The sequence below is a fragment of the Deinococcus radiopugnans ATCC 19172 genome, assembly GCF_006335125.1.
Classification (GTDB): Bacteria; Deinococcota; Deinococci; order Deinococcales; family Deinococcaceae; genus Deinococcus; species Deinococcus radiopugnans.
Genome location: NZ_VDMO01000019.1, coordinates 38,361 through 53,181 on the forward strand (window position 1 = coordinate 38,361; position 14,821 = coordinate 53,181).

The window sequence follows — 14,821 nt, forward strand, 5'->3', positions numbered from 1 at the left end:
AGGGTCACCCGCGTTTCCACATCCGGCGCCGCCGCCCTGCTAGCATTCCGCCCGTGACCCTGGCAGTCGTTCTCGTTTCCCCCAAAACTCCCGGCAACATCGGCTCGGCGGCGCGCGCCATGCTGAACATGGGGGCCAAAGACCTGCGGCTGGTGGCCCCGCGCTGCGATCATCTGGATTCGGGGGCGGTGGCGATGGCCGTCCACGCGGCGGACCTGCTGCGCGGCGCCACCGTTTACCCCACCCTGCGCGAGGCGCTCGCGGACCGTGACCTGAGCGTGGGCACCAGCGCCCGCATCCGCTCGGACCTGCCCATGCCGCAGCACCCGGCGCAGATTCGCCCTTTCGTGCGCGCGGCCACCGCCCCGGCGCTGGTGTTCGGGCCGGAAGAATCGGGCCTGAACAACGCCGATCTGGAGCAGTGCCAGATGACCGTCCGCATTCCCACCGGCGACTACGCCAGCCTGAATCTGGCGCAGGCGGTGTTGCTGGTGTGCTATGAGTTCCTGCAGGGCCAGGACGAGCCGCAGGACCGCGTGCGCAAGACCGCCACCCGCGAGGAGATGGAGGCGATGTACGGCCACCTGCACGACACCATGCACCTGATCGGCTACACCGACGCGGTGCGCGCCCGCCACACCCTGCGCCTGTGGCGGGCGCTGCTAGACCGCGCGCTGATGAGCAGCGCCGAGAGCCGCCTGTTCCGGGGCCTGCTGCGGCAGGTACAGTGGAAGGTGGAAGACGCGGCGAAACGCGGGACGACGGAGCCGAGGCCAGTGGAAGACGGCGTGGCCCAGGAGTAGGGCCGTCGGCTCCTGAAAGCTGTTTCGGGACCAGCTGACAGGGGCACTCGGCCCTAACCGTCCACCGTTCCGGCGCCGAGCGAGTGCAGCCACACCTCCGCCTCGTCGGCGCCTAACAGCCGGGCGCCCCGTTCGGGAGGAAACCACGCCAGCAGTTTCGCCGACGACCCAGCATCCGCTGTACCCGCCTCCGCCGCGAAGATGACCTTGTGATCGCCGTCCAGCAGCCACAGCAGGCCCAGCGGGGCCGCCTCCAGCATCGTGCCCACAGGCAACGCCGGCCCCAGCCACACCGCGTCGATCTCCGCGTTGTCGGCGGGATTCAGGGTGCCCGGCAGGCAGCCGTAGTTGACCGGGGCGGCGTGGGCTTCGGTGCGAAGCGGCCCCAGTTGACCGTCTCGCCAGACAAAGCGTTCGCGGGTGCCGGCCGTCCACTCCACCACACCCCGGAACACGCGGGCGTTCAGGGCTGAACCTCGTACAGCTCCACCTGCCGCAGCACCGCACCGCCGAACGACAGCACCGCGCGGTACGCGCCCTCGTCCGGGGCGGTCAGCCGGAAGGTGGCCGCGCGCTGCTCGGCGTCCAGGTACACGCTGTCGCTGCCCAGGGCGCGCCCGCTGTCAAACCAGTTCACGCTCAGGTAGCCCGGCTCGAAACGGCCATCCACGCGGGCCGTCACGATCAGGGTGTCGCCGTCGCGTTTCAGCGTGGCCTCGGTGACGCGCACCGGCAGGTTTGGCGCCACCACCGGGGGCAACAGCGGCACGAAGTTGTAACGGCACCCGCTCAGGCCCAGGCTCAGCGGCAGGGCCAGCACGCACAGCAAGGCGGGGAGGCAGAAGGCACGGCGGAACATGGGCGCATCCTAGAGCCGCGAGGTGTGAGGGGGCAAAGCTTGAGACGGCTGCGCCTACTTCAGCCGGTGCGCCTCGATAAAGTCGATGACCTGCTGCCGCGTATCTCCCAGAAAGGTCAGGGGCCGGGCCATCGCCGCGATCACCGTGATGTGGTTCAGGCCCGGCAGCACCGTCCTCGTGACCGGCACCCCGGCTTCCTTGAGGGCCGCCTCCATATTGACGGCGTTGTACGGATCGACGGTGGTGTCGTTGGCGGCCACCAGCAGTAGGTTGGGCGGCGCGTCGGGACGCACGTGGCGGTCTGGCATGATGTCGTCCGGATTGCCACCCTCGGGGAACGCCACCCGGCTGGGAAACTGCCGGAAATCATAGCTGTACGGGCCGGCCACCCCGATCACGCCGCGCACCGCGCTGACTGGTACGTCCGCTTCGCGCAGCCAGCGGGCGTTGTCCACCATTTCCACCGCGTTGAAGCCGCCGGCCGAGTGCCCCATCACGAACAGGTTGTCGGGGCTGCCGCCGTAGCTCTGCGCCCGGTCTCGCAGCACTTTCAGGGCGGAAGCGGCGTCCTGCACGTAGTCGGGGTAGCGGTGTTCGGGGGCCAGGCGGTAGTTCATCACGCCGGTCACGTAGCCGGCGCGGGCCAGCGACTCGCCCACGAATTTGTGCCCCTCCTTGTCGCCGCCCTGCCACGAGCCGCCGTGAATGAACAGCACCACCGGGGCATTCTGGACATTCTGCGGCGCGTACACGTCCATCACGTTGCGCGGCGCGGGGCCGTAACGCACGTTCTGGGTGACGTTCAGGCCGCGCGTGGAGGTCACGGTGTTCAGGGCGTTCTGGGGTGAACAGGCGGCCAGGGTCAGGCCCAGCGTGGCGGCGGCCAGCGCCAGACCGGCGGCGCGGGGAAATTTACGGGAAGACATGGGGGAGAGGCTAATCCCGCCTCGCCGGCCCCGATGCCGCCGAACGCACAGTTCGCCCGTGGGTGGGCTTTAAGTTGCGTTGAGAGTCGTGGGGCGTCCGAAGCCCCACAGACCCGCGCCCGGCACCCGCGCTAGCCTGCCGCGAATGCCCGCTGAAGTCCTGTCCGATCACACAACCGACGTGCTGGTGGTGGGCGGCGGCCCCTCCGGCCTGGCGCTGGCCGCCGAACTGGCCGCCCGGCACCTGAGCGTGCGGGTGGTGGCCCCGCATCCGCCGCAGCCGTTTGCCCCCACCTACGGCGCATGGCTGGGCGAATTGCCCGCCTGGGCGCAGGCCTGCACGGCGCAGGTCTGGACGGACGTGCGGGTCTACAGCGGCCCGCAGCCCACCCCGCTGCTGCGCCCCTACGCCCTGCTGGACAATGCCCGCCTGCTGGGCACGCTGCTGAGGCGGGCAGGCGAGCGGCTGTGCTGGACGCAGGGCCGGGTGACGCGCGCGGAGCGGCGGGGTGAATTGTGGCACGTTCACGGCGAGGCGGGCGAGGTCTGGACGGCGCGGCTGGTGGTGGACGCGTCCGGGCACGGCGGCCTGCTGCAGCCCACAGCATTCGAGGGCGGCGCGGCATTGCAGACTGCCTACGGCATCGTGGCGCACTTCCGGCGTCCGCCCAGCCCGCCGGGAGCGATGGTCTGGATGGATTACCGCGCCCCTCACCTGAGCCGCACCGAGGTGCGCGCCGAGCCGACGTTCCTGTACGCCATGCATCTGGACGGGGATCGTTACTTCGTGCAGGAAACCAGCCTGATCGCCCGCCCGGCTCCCAGCCGCGAATTCATGGCCGCCCGTCTGTACGCCCGCCTGGAGGCCCTGGGCACGCCCCCCCACGACACCGAATCCGACGAGTGGGTAGCCTTTCCGATGAACGCGCCCGCGCCCGCGCCGGGAGGCGTGCTGGCATTTGGCGCGGCGGCGGGGCTGGTGCATCCGATCAGCGGCTTTCAGGTGGCCGGGGCGCTGAACGACGCCCCACGGGTGGCCCAGGCGGTGGCAGAGGCGCTACAGGCCGGGCAGGACGCCGCCGCTGCGGGCTGGGCCGCGCTGTGGCCCCCCGAACGCCGCGCCGCCCGCGAGGTGCATCTGCTGGATCTGGCCGCCCTGCTGGAACTGCCCGGAGACCTCCTGGGCGCCTTCTTTGCCGCCTTCTTCCGCTTGCCCGCTGCCGAGTGGCACGCCTTCCTGGCGCCGCAGACCGGGGTAGGGCCATTGGCCCGCAGCATGCTCCGGGTCTTTGCCCACGCGCCCAATGCGGTGCGCCTGCCGCTGGCCCGCGCCGCGCTGAGGCGTCCGGGCGTCAGCCTGCGCGCTTTGCAGCAGGCCGCCCGCATGAAGGATTCTGCCCGCTTTTCCCATCCTTCTGCCGCGCCCGCACGCCACCCTGGGGCCATGACCCCACCTGACGACACCAGCAGTGACGACACCCGACGTGAGGCAAACAGCGGCGACATCGATCAGCAGGAGGTGATCGAGGAAGGCATGCAGGGCGCTACCGGCAACGTGAACGCCGACGGCCTGGCCCCCGACGTGAACCGCCAGAAGAAGCTCGAAGAATTGCGCGAGAATGTCGCCGAGATCAGCGGCGAGGGCCGAGAGGATACCCGCTCCAGCTGAGCGCGCCGCCTGAGCTTGAGGCCCAGCGCCCCCGCTGCCCCTGTGGCAACGGGGGCCGCCGCGTTCCCGGCCGCAAGAGGGACTGGGCGCCTATACTCGGCCCATGTCCCTTCTCGACATGATCGGCCCGGTGATGATCGGCCCCAGCAGCAGCCACACGGCGGGGGCCTGTCGGCTGGGTCTGGTGGCCCACCACCTGCTGGGCGAGGCCCCCCGGCGGGCGAAGATCGGTCTGCACGCCTCGTTCGCCAAGACTGGACGCGGCCACGGCACCCATCTGGCGCTGATCGCGGGTCTGCTGGGCTTCGCGCCCGACGACGCCCGCCTGCCCCAGGCCTTCGAGGAGGCCAAAGCCGCCGGGCTGGAGTTCGAATTCAGGGACGTGGATCTGGGCGACGTGCACCCCAACACCGCGCACATCGAGCTGTCCGGCGAAACGCAGAAGGTCACCGTGCAGGGCAGCAGCACCGGCGGCGGCGTGATTCTGGTGACGCAGGTGCAGGGCCTGGGGGTCAACTTCAGCGCGTCCAGCCCCACCGTCCTGCTGCGTTACACCGACGCGGTGGGCATGATTGCCCGCATCGCCAGCACCATCGCCGCCGACGGCGTGAACATCGCCGCGCTGACCTGCACGCGCCAGACGCGCGGCGGGCAGGCATTGCTGGCGATAGAACTGGACGCCCCCCTCAGCGATCAGGCGCTAGCCTTCCTGGACTACTGGCCGGATACCAACTGGGTGCGGCTGTTGCCCAAGCTGATGGACGGCTAGACGCTCCGCGAGGGCGCCGAGGCCGGGAAACTTTCGGCCTAGCCCCGGTGCCCCAGCGTCCAGCCCACCTCCGCCGCTGCATTTTTGAGCGTCCTTAGCAGGGCCTCGGCGGCGTGCAGTCTGGCTGTGGGCAGGCTCAGGCCCAGGGCCGCCAGCACCGCGCCCCCCTCGCCGCGCACGGGCACGGCCAGTCCACTGGTGCCCGGCGCCCACTCGTCGCGGCTCAGCGCGTGGCCCTGCGCGCGAATGCTGCGGCTCTCGGCGTTCCAGGCGGCAGCGCCCGTCAGCGTTTGCGGCGTGAACGCGGCCGTGGGCTGGGGGAGAGCCTGCCCCGCCAGCGCCAGCAGCAACTTTCCGCTGGCGGTGGCGTGGGCCGGCAGCTCGAAATCCAGTTCCCCGGCGACGGGCGGCCCGTCGCGCCCCTGCACGCTGCGGGCCACGCACAGCACAGAGTCGCCGTGCAGCACGCATAGAAAGGCCAGCAGGTGCGTGCCGCGCGCCAGCCGTTCCATCGCGTCGTGGGCGGGGGCGTACCACGGCAGGCTGCCGTACAGCGCGCTGCTCAGCTTCAGCAGGCGCCAGCCCAGCCCGTAACGCCCGCGCCCCAGCCGCACCAGCAGGCCCACGCCGGCCAGCGTCTGCAACTGCTCATGCACGGTGGACGTGGGCTGATTCAGGTGCCGTGCAAGGTCACTCAGTGTCCACTCGGTGCGGTCTGCGTCGAACAGTTCCAGCACGCGGACGGCGGCCTCGACGGTGGCGTGGGTGCGCGTCATCTTGCGGTTGCGGGCAGAGACCAGGGGGCTAGCTCTCGGCCATCTGGGAGCCAGAACTCCTGGGCCGCTTCAACGTTTCGGCGCCTCTCCATCCCGCTGTAACTGCTGGCCCCGCCCCCCTTTCTCATATCAGTGATTCTACCCAGCTTTCCGCCATATCCGGAAAATCACCGCGCTTCCGCACTCAAAGAGGCCAACTATACCCTCATGACCACAACCCCGCCTGTTTTCGACAACTCCAGCGCCCCCGTCATCCGCGCTCCCCGTGGCCCGCAGCGCACCGCGAAAGGCTGGATTCAGGAGGCGGCCAAGCGCATGCTGATGAACAACCTCGATCCAGAGGTGGCCGAACACCCGCAGGAACTGGTGGTCTACGGTGGGCGCGGCAAGGCGGCGCGCAACTGGGCGGCGTTCCACAAGATCGTGGAGACGCTGGATCGACTGGACAACGACGAGACCCTGCTGATCCAGTCGGGCAAACCGGTGGCCGTGCTGCGGACGCACGAATTCGCCCCGCGTGTAATTCTCGCCAACTCCAACCTGGTGCCCAACTGGGCCACCTGGGAGGAGTTTGACCGGCTGGATCAGGCGGGCCTGATGATGTACGGCCAGATGACCGCCGGAAGCTGGATCTACATCGGCACGCAGGGCATCCTGCAAGGCACCTACGAGACGTTCGCGGGCGCGGCGGACAAGCACTTCGGCGGCAGCCTCAAGGGCACGGTCACGGTGACGGCGGGCCTGGGCGGCATGGGCGGCGCGCAGCCGCTGGCGGTCAAGCTGGCCGGGGGCGTGAGCATCACCGTGGAAGTCGACCCCACGCGCATCCAGAAACGTCTGGAAACCCGCTATCTGGACGAGGTGGCCGAGAATCTGGAAGACGCCATCGGGCGGGCCGAGAAGTACAAGGCTGCCGGAGAGGCCCGCTCGATTGGCCTGCTGGGCAACGCCGCCGAAATCATCCCGCAGCTGGTGGAGCTGAACTGGACGCCTGACCTCATCACCGATCAGACCAGCGCCCACGATCCGATGTGGGGCTACCTGCCCGTGACCACGCCCGACGAGGATGCCGCCGTCCTGCGCAAAGACCAGCCGGAGGTGTACCAGAAGCGCGCCTACGACGCGATGGCCGCGCACGTCCGCGCCATCCTGGAACTCCAGAAGCGCGGCGCGGTGGCCTTCGACTACGGCAACAACCTGCGCCAGCGGGCCAGGGAGGCGGGCGTCGAGAATGCCTTCGATTACCCCGGCTTCGTGCCCGCCTTTATCCGCGACTCCTTCTGCGAGGGGCGTGGGCCGTTCCGCTGGGTGGCGCTGTCCGGCGATCCCGAGGACATCTACGCCACGGATCGGGCGCTGCTGGAACTGTTCCCCGACGACGCCCGCCTGCAATCCTGGCTGACCTACGCCGCCGATCAGATCGCCTTCCAGGGCCTGCCCGCCCGCATCTGCTGGCTGGGCTACCGCGAGCGGGATCGGGCCGCGCGCCTGTTCAACGAGATGGTGGCCGATGGCCGCCTGAAAGCCCCCATCGTGATCGGGCGCGATCATCTGGACGCGGGCAGCGTCGCCAGTCCCTACCGCGAGACGGAGGCCATGCTGGACGGCAGCGACGCCGTGAGCGACTGGCCGCTGCTGAACTTCGGTGTGGGCATCGCGTCCGGCGCGGCGTGGATGAGCTTTCACCACGGCGGCGGCGTGGGCATGGGCTTTAGCCAGCACTCCGGTCTGGTGGCCCTGGCCGACGGCACCCCGGAAGCCGCCGAACGCCTGAGCCGCTGCCTGACCAACGATCCCGCGATGGGTGTGCTGCGCCACGCCGACGCCGGCTACGAGCGGGCGCAGGACGTGGCGCGCGAACGGGGGCTGGACTTGCCCAGCCTGGGGATTGAGGACAGGCAGTGAGCCAGCCCGCCCATTTGCCCTACGGGGGGATTGCTACTTTTGCCCGCGCCCCCATCGTTCAGCCGGACGGCGACTGGCGCGCAGACGTGGCCATCCTTGGCATCCCCTTCGACATCGCCCTGGGTTTTCGCCCCGGCGCACGCTTCGCGCCGCGTGCCTTGCGGGAGGCGTCCTTGCGCTACGTGCCGCCGTTCACCGGTCTGGACGGCGTGACCCGTTTGCAAAACGTGACCTTCGTGGATGCCGGGGACGTGGTGTTGCCCTCGCTGGAGCCTGAATTAGCCCGCGAGCGCATAACAGCGGCGGCGCGGCAGGTCAGGGCACGCTGCCGCCTCCCGGTCTTCCTGGGCGGCGATCACAGCGTGTCCTACCCGCTGCTGCGGGCTTTTGATGATGTGCCGGAGTTGCACGTCATCCAGCTGGACGCGCACCTGGACTTCACCGACACGCGCAACGACACCCGCTTCAGCAACTCCAGCCCGTTTCGTCGCGCCGCCGAGGAGCTGCCCAACCTCGTTCACATCACCACCATCGGTCTGCGCGGGTTGCGCCATGACCCGGAGGCGGTGGCGGCGGCGCGGGCGCGCGGGCACACGCTGGTGCCGATGGAGGAGGTGGAGGCCCGCTGCGCCGGGATCGTGGAGGCGCTGCCCCCTGGCCGCCCGGTGTACCTGAGCGTGGACGTGGACGCCTTTGACCCCGCCGTGCTGCCCGGCACCAGCAGCCCGGAGCCGGACGGCTTCACGTATGCCCTGGCGCTGCGCGTGATCGCGGCGTTGGCCCACCGTCATCAACTCCTGGCGCTGGACGTGGTGGAGCTGGCCCCCAACCTCGATCCCACCGGACGCAGCGAACTCGTCGCCGCCCGGCTGATCATGGAAACGCTGTGCGAGGTCTTCCATGACTGAGACCCTGTTTACCGGCATCGCTCAGCTCGTCACCCCGCCGCCCGGCCCCCAGCGCGGCGCGGCCATGCGCGAGTTGATGGTCATCCAGAACGCCGCCCTGCTCGTGCGCGACGGCCTGATCGCCTGGGTTGGGTCTGAAAACGAGGCTCCCACTGCCTCCGCAAAACATGGTCTGGGCGGCGTTGCCGTTGTCCCCGGTCTGATTGATCCACACACCCACGCGGTCTGGGCCGGGGATCGCCTGGGCGATTTCGAGGCGCGGGTGGCCGGCGTGCCCTACGAGACCATCCTGGCGACGGGCGGCGGCATCCGCTCCAGCATCGCGGCGACGGCGGCGGCCACGGTGGAAGAACTGGTGGCCCTGGCCCGCCCCCGCCTGGAGGCCCTGCACCGCTCGGGCGCGACGACGGTGGAGGTCAAGAGCGGCTATGGCCTGGACTTCGCGGCAGAACTGCGGATGCTGCGGGCCGTCCGGGAGCTGGGCCGCGAGTTCGCGGTCATCCCCACGCTGCTGATTCACGTGCCGCCCACCGAGGGCCGGGAGGCCTACGTGCGCGGCGTGTGCGAAACGCTGATTCCCGAAGCCGCCGCCGAAGGGCTCGCCACCGCCGTGGACGTGTTCTGCGAGGCCGAGTCGTTCTCGGTGGAGGAAACCCGGAAAATCTTTGAGGCGGCCCAGGCCCACGGCCTGAAGCTCAAACTCCACGCCGATCAGTTTCACGCCATCGGCGGCACCGAACTGGCCTGCCGGATGGGGGCGCTGAGCGTGGACCATCTGGAGGCCAGTGGCGGCGCGCAAATCGCGGCGCTGGCGGCCTCCAAGACGGTGGCGACGATCCTGCCCGGCGTGACGCTGCATCTGGGCCTGCCCGCTGCGCCGGGCCGCGCGCTGATCGACGCGGGCGCGGCATTGGCGCTGGGCACCGATCTGAATCCCGGCAGCTCGCCGCTGTTCAGCGCGCAACTGGCCCTGGCCCTGGCGGTGCGCCTAAATGGCCTGACCCCCGCCGAGGCCCTGACCGCCGCCACCGTCAACGCCGCCGCCGCGCTGGGCCTGACGGATCGCGGCTCCCTGAGTGTCGGTCAGCGTGCCGACTTCCTGACGCTGAACGGCCCCGACTGGCGCGACTTGCCATATACCCTGGGTGCGAACCCGCTGCGGGATGTGTTTGTGGGAGGAGTGAAACGATGATTCTTGACCGAAAGGTGTCGCTGGAAGAGTTCGTCCGCGTGGTGCGCGGCAGCGAGAACGTGGAACTGGCGGACGCGGCCCGCGAACGCATCCTGGCGGCCCGCGCCGTCGTCGAGCGCATCGTGGAGGGCGGCGCGGCGGTGTACGGCATCAACACCGGCTTCGGCAAGTTCGCCAGCGTGCGCGTGGGCAATGACGAGTTGCAACAGTTGCAGTACAACCTGATCGTGTCCCACGCCATCGGGGTGGGCGAGCCACTGCCCGCCGAGGTGGTGCGCGGGATGCTGCTTTTGCGCGCCGTGTCGCTGTGCCAGGGGCATTCCGGCGTGCGCCCGGAAGTGCCAGAGCTGCTGCTGGCCTTGCTCAACGCCGGGGCGCATCCGGTGGTGCCCGCGCAGGGCAGTGTGGGCGCGTCGGGCGATCTGGCCCCGCTGGCGCATCTGGCGCTGGCCCTCATCGGCCTGGGCGAGATCGACTATGGCGGGAGGGTTTGCCCCGCCGCCGATGTGCTGGCCGAGCTGAACCTGACGCCGCTGACCCTGCAGGCCAAGGAGGGTCTGGCCCTGATCAACGGCACGCAGCTGATGGGCAGCCTGCTGGGACTGGCCCTTGCGGACGCCCGCACGCTGCTGGGCACCGCGAATCTGGCGGCGGCCATGACCGTGGAGGCGCTGTACGGCTCGCACCAGCCGTTCCGCGCCGACTTGGTGGGCCTGCGCCCGCATCCCGGCGCGGTGGCGGTGGCCGCCGAGCTGCGCGGCTTCCTGCGCGACTCCGAGATCGCGCCCAGCCACGCCGAATGCGGCAAGGTGCAGGATCCGTACTCCTTGCGGGCGGTACCGCAGGTTCACGGCGCGACCCACGACGCGCTTGAGCAGGCCGCCCGCATTCTGGACACCGAATTCGCCTCCGTGACCGACAACCCGCTGGTGTTTCCCGAAACGGGCGAGGTGGTGTCCGGTGGAAATTTCCACGGGCAGCCGCTGGCCGTCACCGCCGACGCCCTGAAGGTGGCGGTGGCCGAACTGGGCAGCATCAGCGAGCGCCGCTGCGAGCAGCTCCTGAACCCGGCCCTCAGCGGCCTGCCGGGCTTTCTGGCCGCGCACGGGGGCCTCAACAGCGGCCTGATGATCGCACAGTACACGGCGGCGGCGCTGGTCAGCGAAAACAAGGTCTTGGCACACCCCGCCAGCGTGGACAGCATTCCCACCAGCGCCAACCAGGAGGATCACGTCAGCATGGGCGCGCACGGCGCCCGCCAGTTGCGCCAGATTCTGGGCCACGTCCAGACCGTCGTCAGCATCGAGCTGCTGTGCGCCGCGCAGGCACTGGACTTTCAGAAGCTGCGTGCTGGCGTGGGGGTACAGGCCGCCTACGCGCGTATCCGTGAAGCCGTGCCCACGATGGAAGAAGACCGCTATTACCGCCCCGATCTGCTGCGGCTGCGCGAGCTGGTGGGGGGCGGAGAATTGCTGGACGTGGCGCGGCAGGCGTAGCCCGCTCCAAAACGAGGGGGGCCTCGCGCGCCGCGAAGCCCCCCGCTCTTGCCAGAGTCCGTATCAGACGCCCGCAGGCACCTTCATCATCGGCTTCAGCGCTTCGTCGAACTTGTCGTACCCGGCGAAGTCCAGCTGCTGCTCGTTGTCGCTCAACGCGGTGGCAGGGCTGGGGTGAACCTCGATGTGGATGCCGTCCGCACCCACCGCCAGCGCCGCCTTCGCCAGCGGAATCAGCAGGTCGCGGCGGCCGGCGGCGTGGGTCACGTCCACGATCACCGGCAGGTGGGTTTCCTGCTTCGCCAGCGCCACCGCCGAGAGATCCAGCGTGTTGCGCGTCCACTTCTCGAAGGTGCGGATGCCGCGCTCGCACAGGATGACCTCGTTGTTGCCCTCCGAGAGGATGTATTCGGCGGCGTACAGCCATTCTTCGATGGTGGCCGACAGGCCGCGCTTGAGCAGCACCGGGCGGCGGGCGCGGCCCACCTCGCGCAGCAGGGCGAAGTTGTGCATGTTGCGTGCGCCCACCTGCAGGATGTCGGCGTACTCGGCCACTACTTCCACGTCACGGGTGTCCATCACTTCGGTCACGAACAGCATCTTGTTGGCGCGGGCCACCCGGCCCCCCAGAATCAGGCCGTCCACGCCCATGCCCTGAAAGCCGTAGGGGCTGGTGCGCGGCTTGTACGCACCGCCGCGCAGGATCTTCACACCTTTGCCCGCCAGGTATTCGGCGGTCTGCTCCATCTGCTCTTCACTCTCGATGCTGCACGGCCCGGCGATGATGATGGGCGGCGCGTCGCCGCCGATCCGCACGCCGTCGATGTCCAGCACGGTGTCCTCTTTCTTGACCTTGCGCGAGACCAGCAGCTGCTTCTTGTCGTTGCTTTCCTCCAGCGCGAGGCTGGCCTTGAAGATTTCCTTGAAGATGCTCTTGACGGTGGCGTTCGTGAAGGGGCCGGGGTTCAGCGCCTCCAGCTCGCGCAGCTGCTGTTCCTCGCGGGCCGGGTCGTAGTGGTTGGGGCGGCCTTCCTGGGTCTTTGCGTGGCCGATCTGGGCCACCACGGCGGCGCGTTGCGACAGCAGCTTCAGCAGGTCACGGTTGATCTGATCGATCTCGGAGCGGAGATCCTCGATGGTGCGGGGTTGTGTCATACCCCGCAGTCTAGGAAAAACGTGCATGGCCTGGCCTTCACGCGGCTAGTCAATTGAAAGGAGTTGTCCAACTTTGCCGCCGTCCTCGTCGGGGGTGTTGACCATGTGCGCGGCCACCCGTGCAAGGGCGGCGTGCAGTTCCCGCGCCTCGGCCTGCCCGATCTGGGGCGTGTCCTGCAGGGCGCGGGCCATGCACGCCAGCCACGCCCGTCCGCGCGTGGGCGTGATCGCGTGCGGCAGGTGCCGGGCGCGCAACCGGGGTGGCCCATACGTCTGGTGGTACAGAGGCGGCCCGCCCAGAAAGCCGGTCAGGAAGGCCAGCTGTTTCTCGGCAGTCTCGGTCAGGTCAGCCGGAAAAATCGGGGCGAGGTCCGGGTCCTGGGCCACCAACGCGTAGAAACGGGTCACCAGGGCGGCCAGCGCCTGCGGGCCAATGCGCTCGTACAGCGAGCCGCCTGCGGAAAGTGGCATGGGCGCAGTCATGGGGGGCAGGCTAGCAGAACAGAAAAAGGGAGGGGGACCCGCGTCCACCTCCCCGGAAAAGTTTCAAAGAACGCTACACGTCGCGGCGGTCGAAGGCGTAGATCGCCATCAGGCCGAAACCCAGCGTGTAGATCAGCAGCAGGATCAGCGGCTGCCCGATGTCGCCCTGCTGCACATATAGCCCGAAGTGCGAGGTCAGCAGGATGCGCTGCAGGGCGTCGGGCAGCACCACCAGAAGGCGCATCACGATCAGCGTGGCAAAGGTGGCCAGCGCCGAGGCCGCCGTGTTCAGAAACAGCACGCCGAACAGCAGCGACAGCGCCGCCACCGGCATCAGCACGACGGCGGCCAGAAACGCGCCGCGCAGCACCTGCCCGAAGGCCTCCCCGCCTGAGAGCTGGCCCACGCCCACGAACAGGCCCGGTCCCAGCCCCGTGCCGCCGGTGAAGCTGCCGAAGCCCAGCGGAATGCCCGCCAGCAGCGATCCGGCCACCGTGGTGATGATCAGCAGGAAGGGGAAGACCAGCGCGGCGATCAGCTTGCTGGCAATGACCCGGGTGCGGTCCACCGGGCGCAGCAGCAGCGGGGCCAGCGTGCCCTGGGCGGTCTCCGAACCGATGGTCTCGGCCACCGTCACGGCAATGAACAGCGGCAGCAGGTACTGGATGGTCACGCCGATGCTGACGGCGGGCAGTTGCCACCCGCTGATCAGATTGACCTGAATCAGGGCGCTCAGGCGCGGGGCGAACGCCCAGACCAGCGGCAGCAGAAAGGTGACGATCAGGGCCAGCTTGGCGCTGCGCGAGCCCAGCAGCTTGCGGAATTCCAGCAGCAGCAGCGTCAGCATGGGCGGCACCGGGTGGTGGGGACGACGGAAGGGGGAGGGGCACTCTCGCTGTTCATCAGGCTTGCTCCACGCGCTCGCGGTAGTACTCGTACAGGTCGAAGTGATCTGGGCTGGCCTCAAAGACCCGGATGCCTTCCTCGCTCAGGCGGGCCAGGGCGTCGGGCACGCGGGCCTCGCCGCCCAGATGCGCGATGGCAAAGGGCGTGCGGGTGCCCACCTTGCGGACAAAGGGCAGCCGCTCCAGCACCGCCGCCGCCCCCACCGGGTCGTCCACCCGGAAGCGGTAGGCCGCCTGCCGGGCGCGCAGGTCCACAGTGTCCACCAGCCGCCCCCCGGTCAGGATGCCCACCGTGTGGGCGTAGGTGGCGATCTCGCGCAGGTGGTGGGTGCTCAGGACCACCGCGCAGCCGTCCGTCGCCAGACCGGTCACGATGCGGTGGATCAGCCCGATGCCCAGGGGATCCAGGCCGCTGGTCGGTTCGTCCAGAATCAGGACTTTCGGCTCGGCCAGGATGGCGCTGGCGACGCCCAACCGCTGCCGCTGGCCCAGCGAGTACTCCTGCACCTTGCGGTCGGCCATGCGGGTCAGTTCCAGCAGCGCCAGGACCTCGCGCAGCCGGTCGCGGCCCACCCGCCGCCCGCCGGGGGCCATCGCGGCCAGGTTGGCGTGAATCTGCAGGTTCTGGGTGCCGGTGAACTGCGGGTAGAACTTGGCCGGGGCCTCCACCACCGCCCCCAGATACGCGCGGGCGCGGGCGCCGTCGGTGTGCACGTCGCGGCCCATCAGCCGCACCTCGCCGTCCGTGGGAAAGGCCAGCCCGGTCATGCAGCGGATCAAGGTGGTCTTGCCGGTGCCGTTGGGGCCGGTCAGGGCGTACACCTCGCCGGGACGGACGTTCAGGAACACCTCTTCCAGAACGCTGTGGTTGCCGTATTTCTTGTTTAGCCCACGCACCTCGATGGCGGGAATGGCGGGCGCGCCTTGCTTCGTCACCCCGGCAGATTAACGGGAGATGAATCAACAAGTTCTTA

15 protein-coding genes are annotated in these 14,821 nt (G+C 69.4%); 7 read left to right on the top strand and 8 right to left on the bottom strand.

All coding sequences use genetic code 11. From position 1 onward, the window contains the following. Positions 1 to 53: 53 nt before the first annotated feature. Positions 54 to 803, top strand: coding sequence for an RNA methyltransferase (locus FHR04_RS15595; RefSeq protein WP_139404221.1), 750 nt, complete (start codon positions 54 to 56; stop codon positions 801 to 803). A gap of 53 nt (positions 804 to 856) precedes the next feature. Here the strand turns inward: FHR04_RS15595 and FHR04_RS15600 are convergent, their stop codons facing one another. The 3 genes from FHR04_RS15600 to FHR04_RS15610 are packed head-to-tail and all read right to left on the bottom strand — an operon-like array spanning position 857 to position 2,589. Beyond that, a complete protein-coding gene (locus FHR04_RS15600; RefSeq protein WP_249039160.1) occupies positions 857 to 1,258 on the bottom strand; it encodes an inorganic diphosphatase in 402 nt (133 codons plus the stop codon). Positions 1,259 to 1,266: 8 nt separating this feature from the next. Next, a complete protein-coding gene (locus FHR04_RS15605) occupies positions 1,267 to 1,662 on the bottom strand; it encodes a hypothetical protein (RefSeq protein ID WP_139404223.1) in 396 nt (131 codons plus the stop codon). A gap of 54 nt (positions 1,663 to 1,716) precedes the next feature. Then, positions 1,717 to 2,589 carry an alpha/beta hydrolase gene (locus FHR04_RS15610; protein WP_139404224.1) on the bottom strand — a complete coding sequence of 291 codons (873 nt, stop codon included), beginning with the start codon at positions 2,587 to 2,589 and terminating at the stop codon, positions 1,717 to 1,719. Between the two features lie 145 nt (positions 2,590 to 2,734). Here FHR04_RS15610 and FHR04_RS15615 point away from each other — a divergent pair, with 145 nt between their 5' ends. Both FHR04_RS15615 and sdaAB read left to right on the top strand, forming a co-directional pair. Then, entirely contained in the window at positions 2,735 to 4,258 is a 1,524-nt protein-coding gene (locus FHR04_RS15615; protein ID WP_139404225.1) for a lycopene cyclase family protein, read from the top strand. Positions 4,259 to 4,361: 103 nt separating this feature from the next. Continuing rightward, positions 4,362 to 5,027: an L-serine ammonia-lyase, iron-sulfur-dependent subunit beta gene (sdaAB, locus tag FHR04_RS15620; RefSeq protein WP_139404226.1), complete on the top strand. Its 666-nt coding sequence runs from the start codon at positions 4,362 to 4,364 to the stop codon at positions 5,025 to 5,027. A 38-nt stretch (positions 5,028 to 5,065) separates the two neighbouring features. Here sdaAB and FHR04_RS15625 read toward each other — a convergent pair whose 3' ends face one another. Beyond that, positions 5,066 to 5,803, bottom strand: coding sequence for an IclR family transcriptional regulator (locus FHR04_RS15625; RefSeq protein WP_139404227.1), 738 nt, complete (start codon positions 5,801 to 5,803; stop codon positions 5,066 to 5,068). Positions 5,804 to 6,010: 207 nt separating this feature from the next. Here FHR04_RS15625 and hutU point away from each other — a divergent pair, with 207 nt between their 5' ends. From hutU to hutH, 4 genes are read left to right on the top strand one after another with little or no spacing between them, the layout of a single operon-like run. After that, entirely contained in the window at positions 6,011 to 7,708 is a 1,698-nt protein-coding gene (gene hutU / locus FHR04_RS15630; RefSeq protein WP_139404228.1) for a urocanate hydratase, read from the top strand. Next, complete coding sequence (locus FHR04_RS15635) at positions 7,705 to 8,616, top strand: arginase family protein (protein WP_139404229.1); 912 nt, start codon at positions 7,705 to 7,707, stop codon at positions 8,614 to 8,616. The genes hutU and FHR04_RS15635 overlap by 4 nt, the downstream gene beginning before the upstream one ends. Next, positions 8,609 to 9,808 (top strand): imidazolonepropionase, encoded by a 1,200-nt coding sequence (hutI, locus tag FHR04_RS15640; protein WP_139404230.1) that lies wholly within the window; start codon positions 8,609 to 8,611, stop codon positions 9,806 to 9,808. Before FHR04_RS15635 ends, hutI begins: the two co-directional genes overlap by 8 nt. Continuing rightward, positions 9,805 to 11,304 (top strand): histidine ammonia-lyase, encoded by a 1,500-nt coding sequence (gene hutH / locus FHR04_RS15645; RefSeq protein WP_139404231.1) that lies wholly within the window; start codon positions 9,805 to 9,807, stop codon positions 11,302 to 11,304. Before hutI ends, hutH begins: the two co-directional genes overlap by 4 nt. 63 nt (positions 11,305 to 11,367) lie before the next feature. Here hutH and FHR04_RS15650 read toward each other — a convergent pair whose 3' ends face one another. From FHR04_RS15650 to FHR04_RS15665, 4 genes are all read right to left on the bottom strand, one after another. After that, positions 11,368 to 12,459 (bottom strand): bifunctional 3-deoxy-7-phosphoheptulonate synthase/chorismate mutase, encoded by a 1,092-nt coding sequence (locus FHR04_RS15650; RefSeq protein WP_170213982.1) that lies wholly within the window; start codon positions 12,457 to 12,459, stop codon positions 11,368 to 11,370. Between the two features lie 45 nt (positions 12,460 to 12,504). Next, positions 12,505 to 12,942, bottom strand: coding sequence for a globin domain-containing protein (locus FHR04_RS15655; RefSeq protein WP_139404233.1), 438 nt, complete (start codon positions 12,940 to 12,942; stop codon positions 12,505 to 12,507). Positions 12,943 to 13,015: 73 nt separating this feature from the next. Continuing rightward, entirely contained in the window at positions 13,016 to 13,789 is a 774-nt protein-coding gene (locus FHR04_RS15660) for an ABC transporter permease (protein WP_039684084.1), read from the bottom strand. 55 nt (positions 13,790 to 13,844) lie between these two features. Further along, a complete protein-coding gene (locus FHR04_RS15665; RefSeq protein ID WP_039684083.1) occupies positions 13,845 to 14,783 on the bottom strand; it encodes an ABC transporter ATP-binding protein in 939 nt (312 codons plus the stop codon). Between the last annotated feature and the right edge of the window lie 38 nt (positions 14,784 to 14,821).

What these genes read in the sequence shown, in the direction of transcription:
- FHR04_RS15605 (WP_139404223.1), bottom strand. Translation starts at nt 1,662, where the DNA reads ATGTTCCGCCGTGCCTTCTGCCTCCCCGCCTTGCTGTGCGTGCTGGCC.
- FHR04_RS15610 (WP_139404224.1), bottom strand. Translation starts at nt 2,589, where the DNA reads ATGTCTTCCCGTAAATTTCCCCGCGCCGCCGGTCTGGCGCTGGCCGCC.
- FHR04_RS15615 (WP_139404225.1), top strand. Translation starts at nt 2,735, where the DNA reads ATGCCCGCTGAAGTCCTGTCCGATCACACAACCGACGTGCTGGTGGTG.
- sdaAB (WP_139404226.1), top strand. Translation starts at nt 4,362, where the DNA reads ATGTCCCTTCTCGACATGATCGGCCCGGTGATGATCGGCCCCAGCAGC.
- FHR04_RS15625 (WP_139404227.1), bottom strand. Translation starts at nt 5,803, where the DNA reads ATGACGCGCACCCACGCCACCGTCGAGGCCGCCGTCCGCGTGCTGGAA.
- hutU (WP_139404228.1), top strand. Translation starts at nt 6,011, where the DNA reads ATGACCACAACCCCGCCTGTTTTCGACAACTCCAGCGCCCCCGTCATC.
- hutI (WP_139404230.1), top strand. Translation starts at nt 8,609, where the DNA reads ATGACTGAGACCCTGTTTACCGGCATCGCTCAGCTCGTCACCCCGCCG.
- hutH (WP_139404231.1), top strand. Translation starts at nt 9,805, where the DNA reads ATGATTCTTGACCGAAAGGTGTCGCTGGAAGAGTTCGTCCGCGTGGTG.
- FHR04_RS15650 (WP_170213982.1), bottom strand. Translation starts at nt 12,459, where the DNA reads ATGACACAACCCCGCACCATCGAGGATCTCCGCTCCGAGATCGATCAG.
- FHR04_RS15655 (WP_139404233.1), bottom strand. Translation starts at nt 12,942, where the DNA reads ATGACTGCGCCCATGCCACTTTCCGCAGGCGGCTCGCTGTACGAGCGC.
- FHR04_RS15660 (WP_039684084.1), bottom strand. Translation starts at nt 13,789, where the DNA reads ATGCTGACGCTGCTGCTGCTGGAATTCCGCAAGCTGCTGGGCTCGCGC.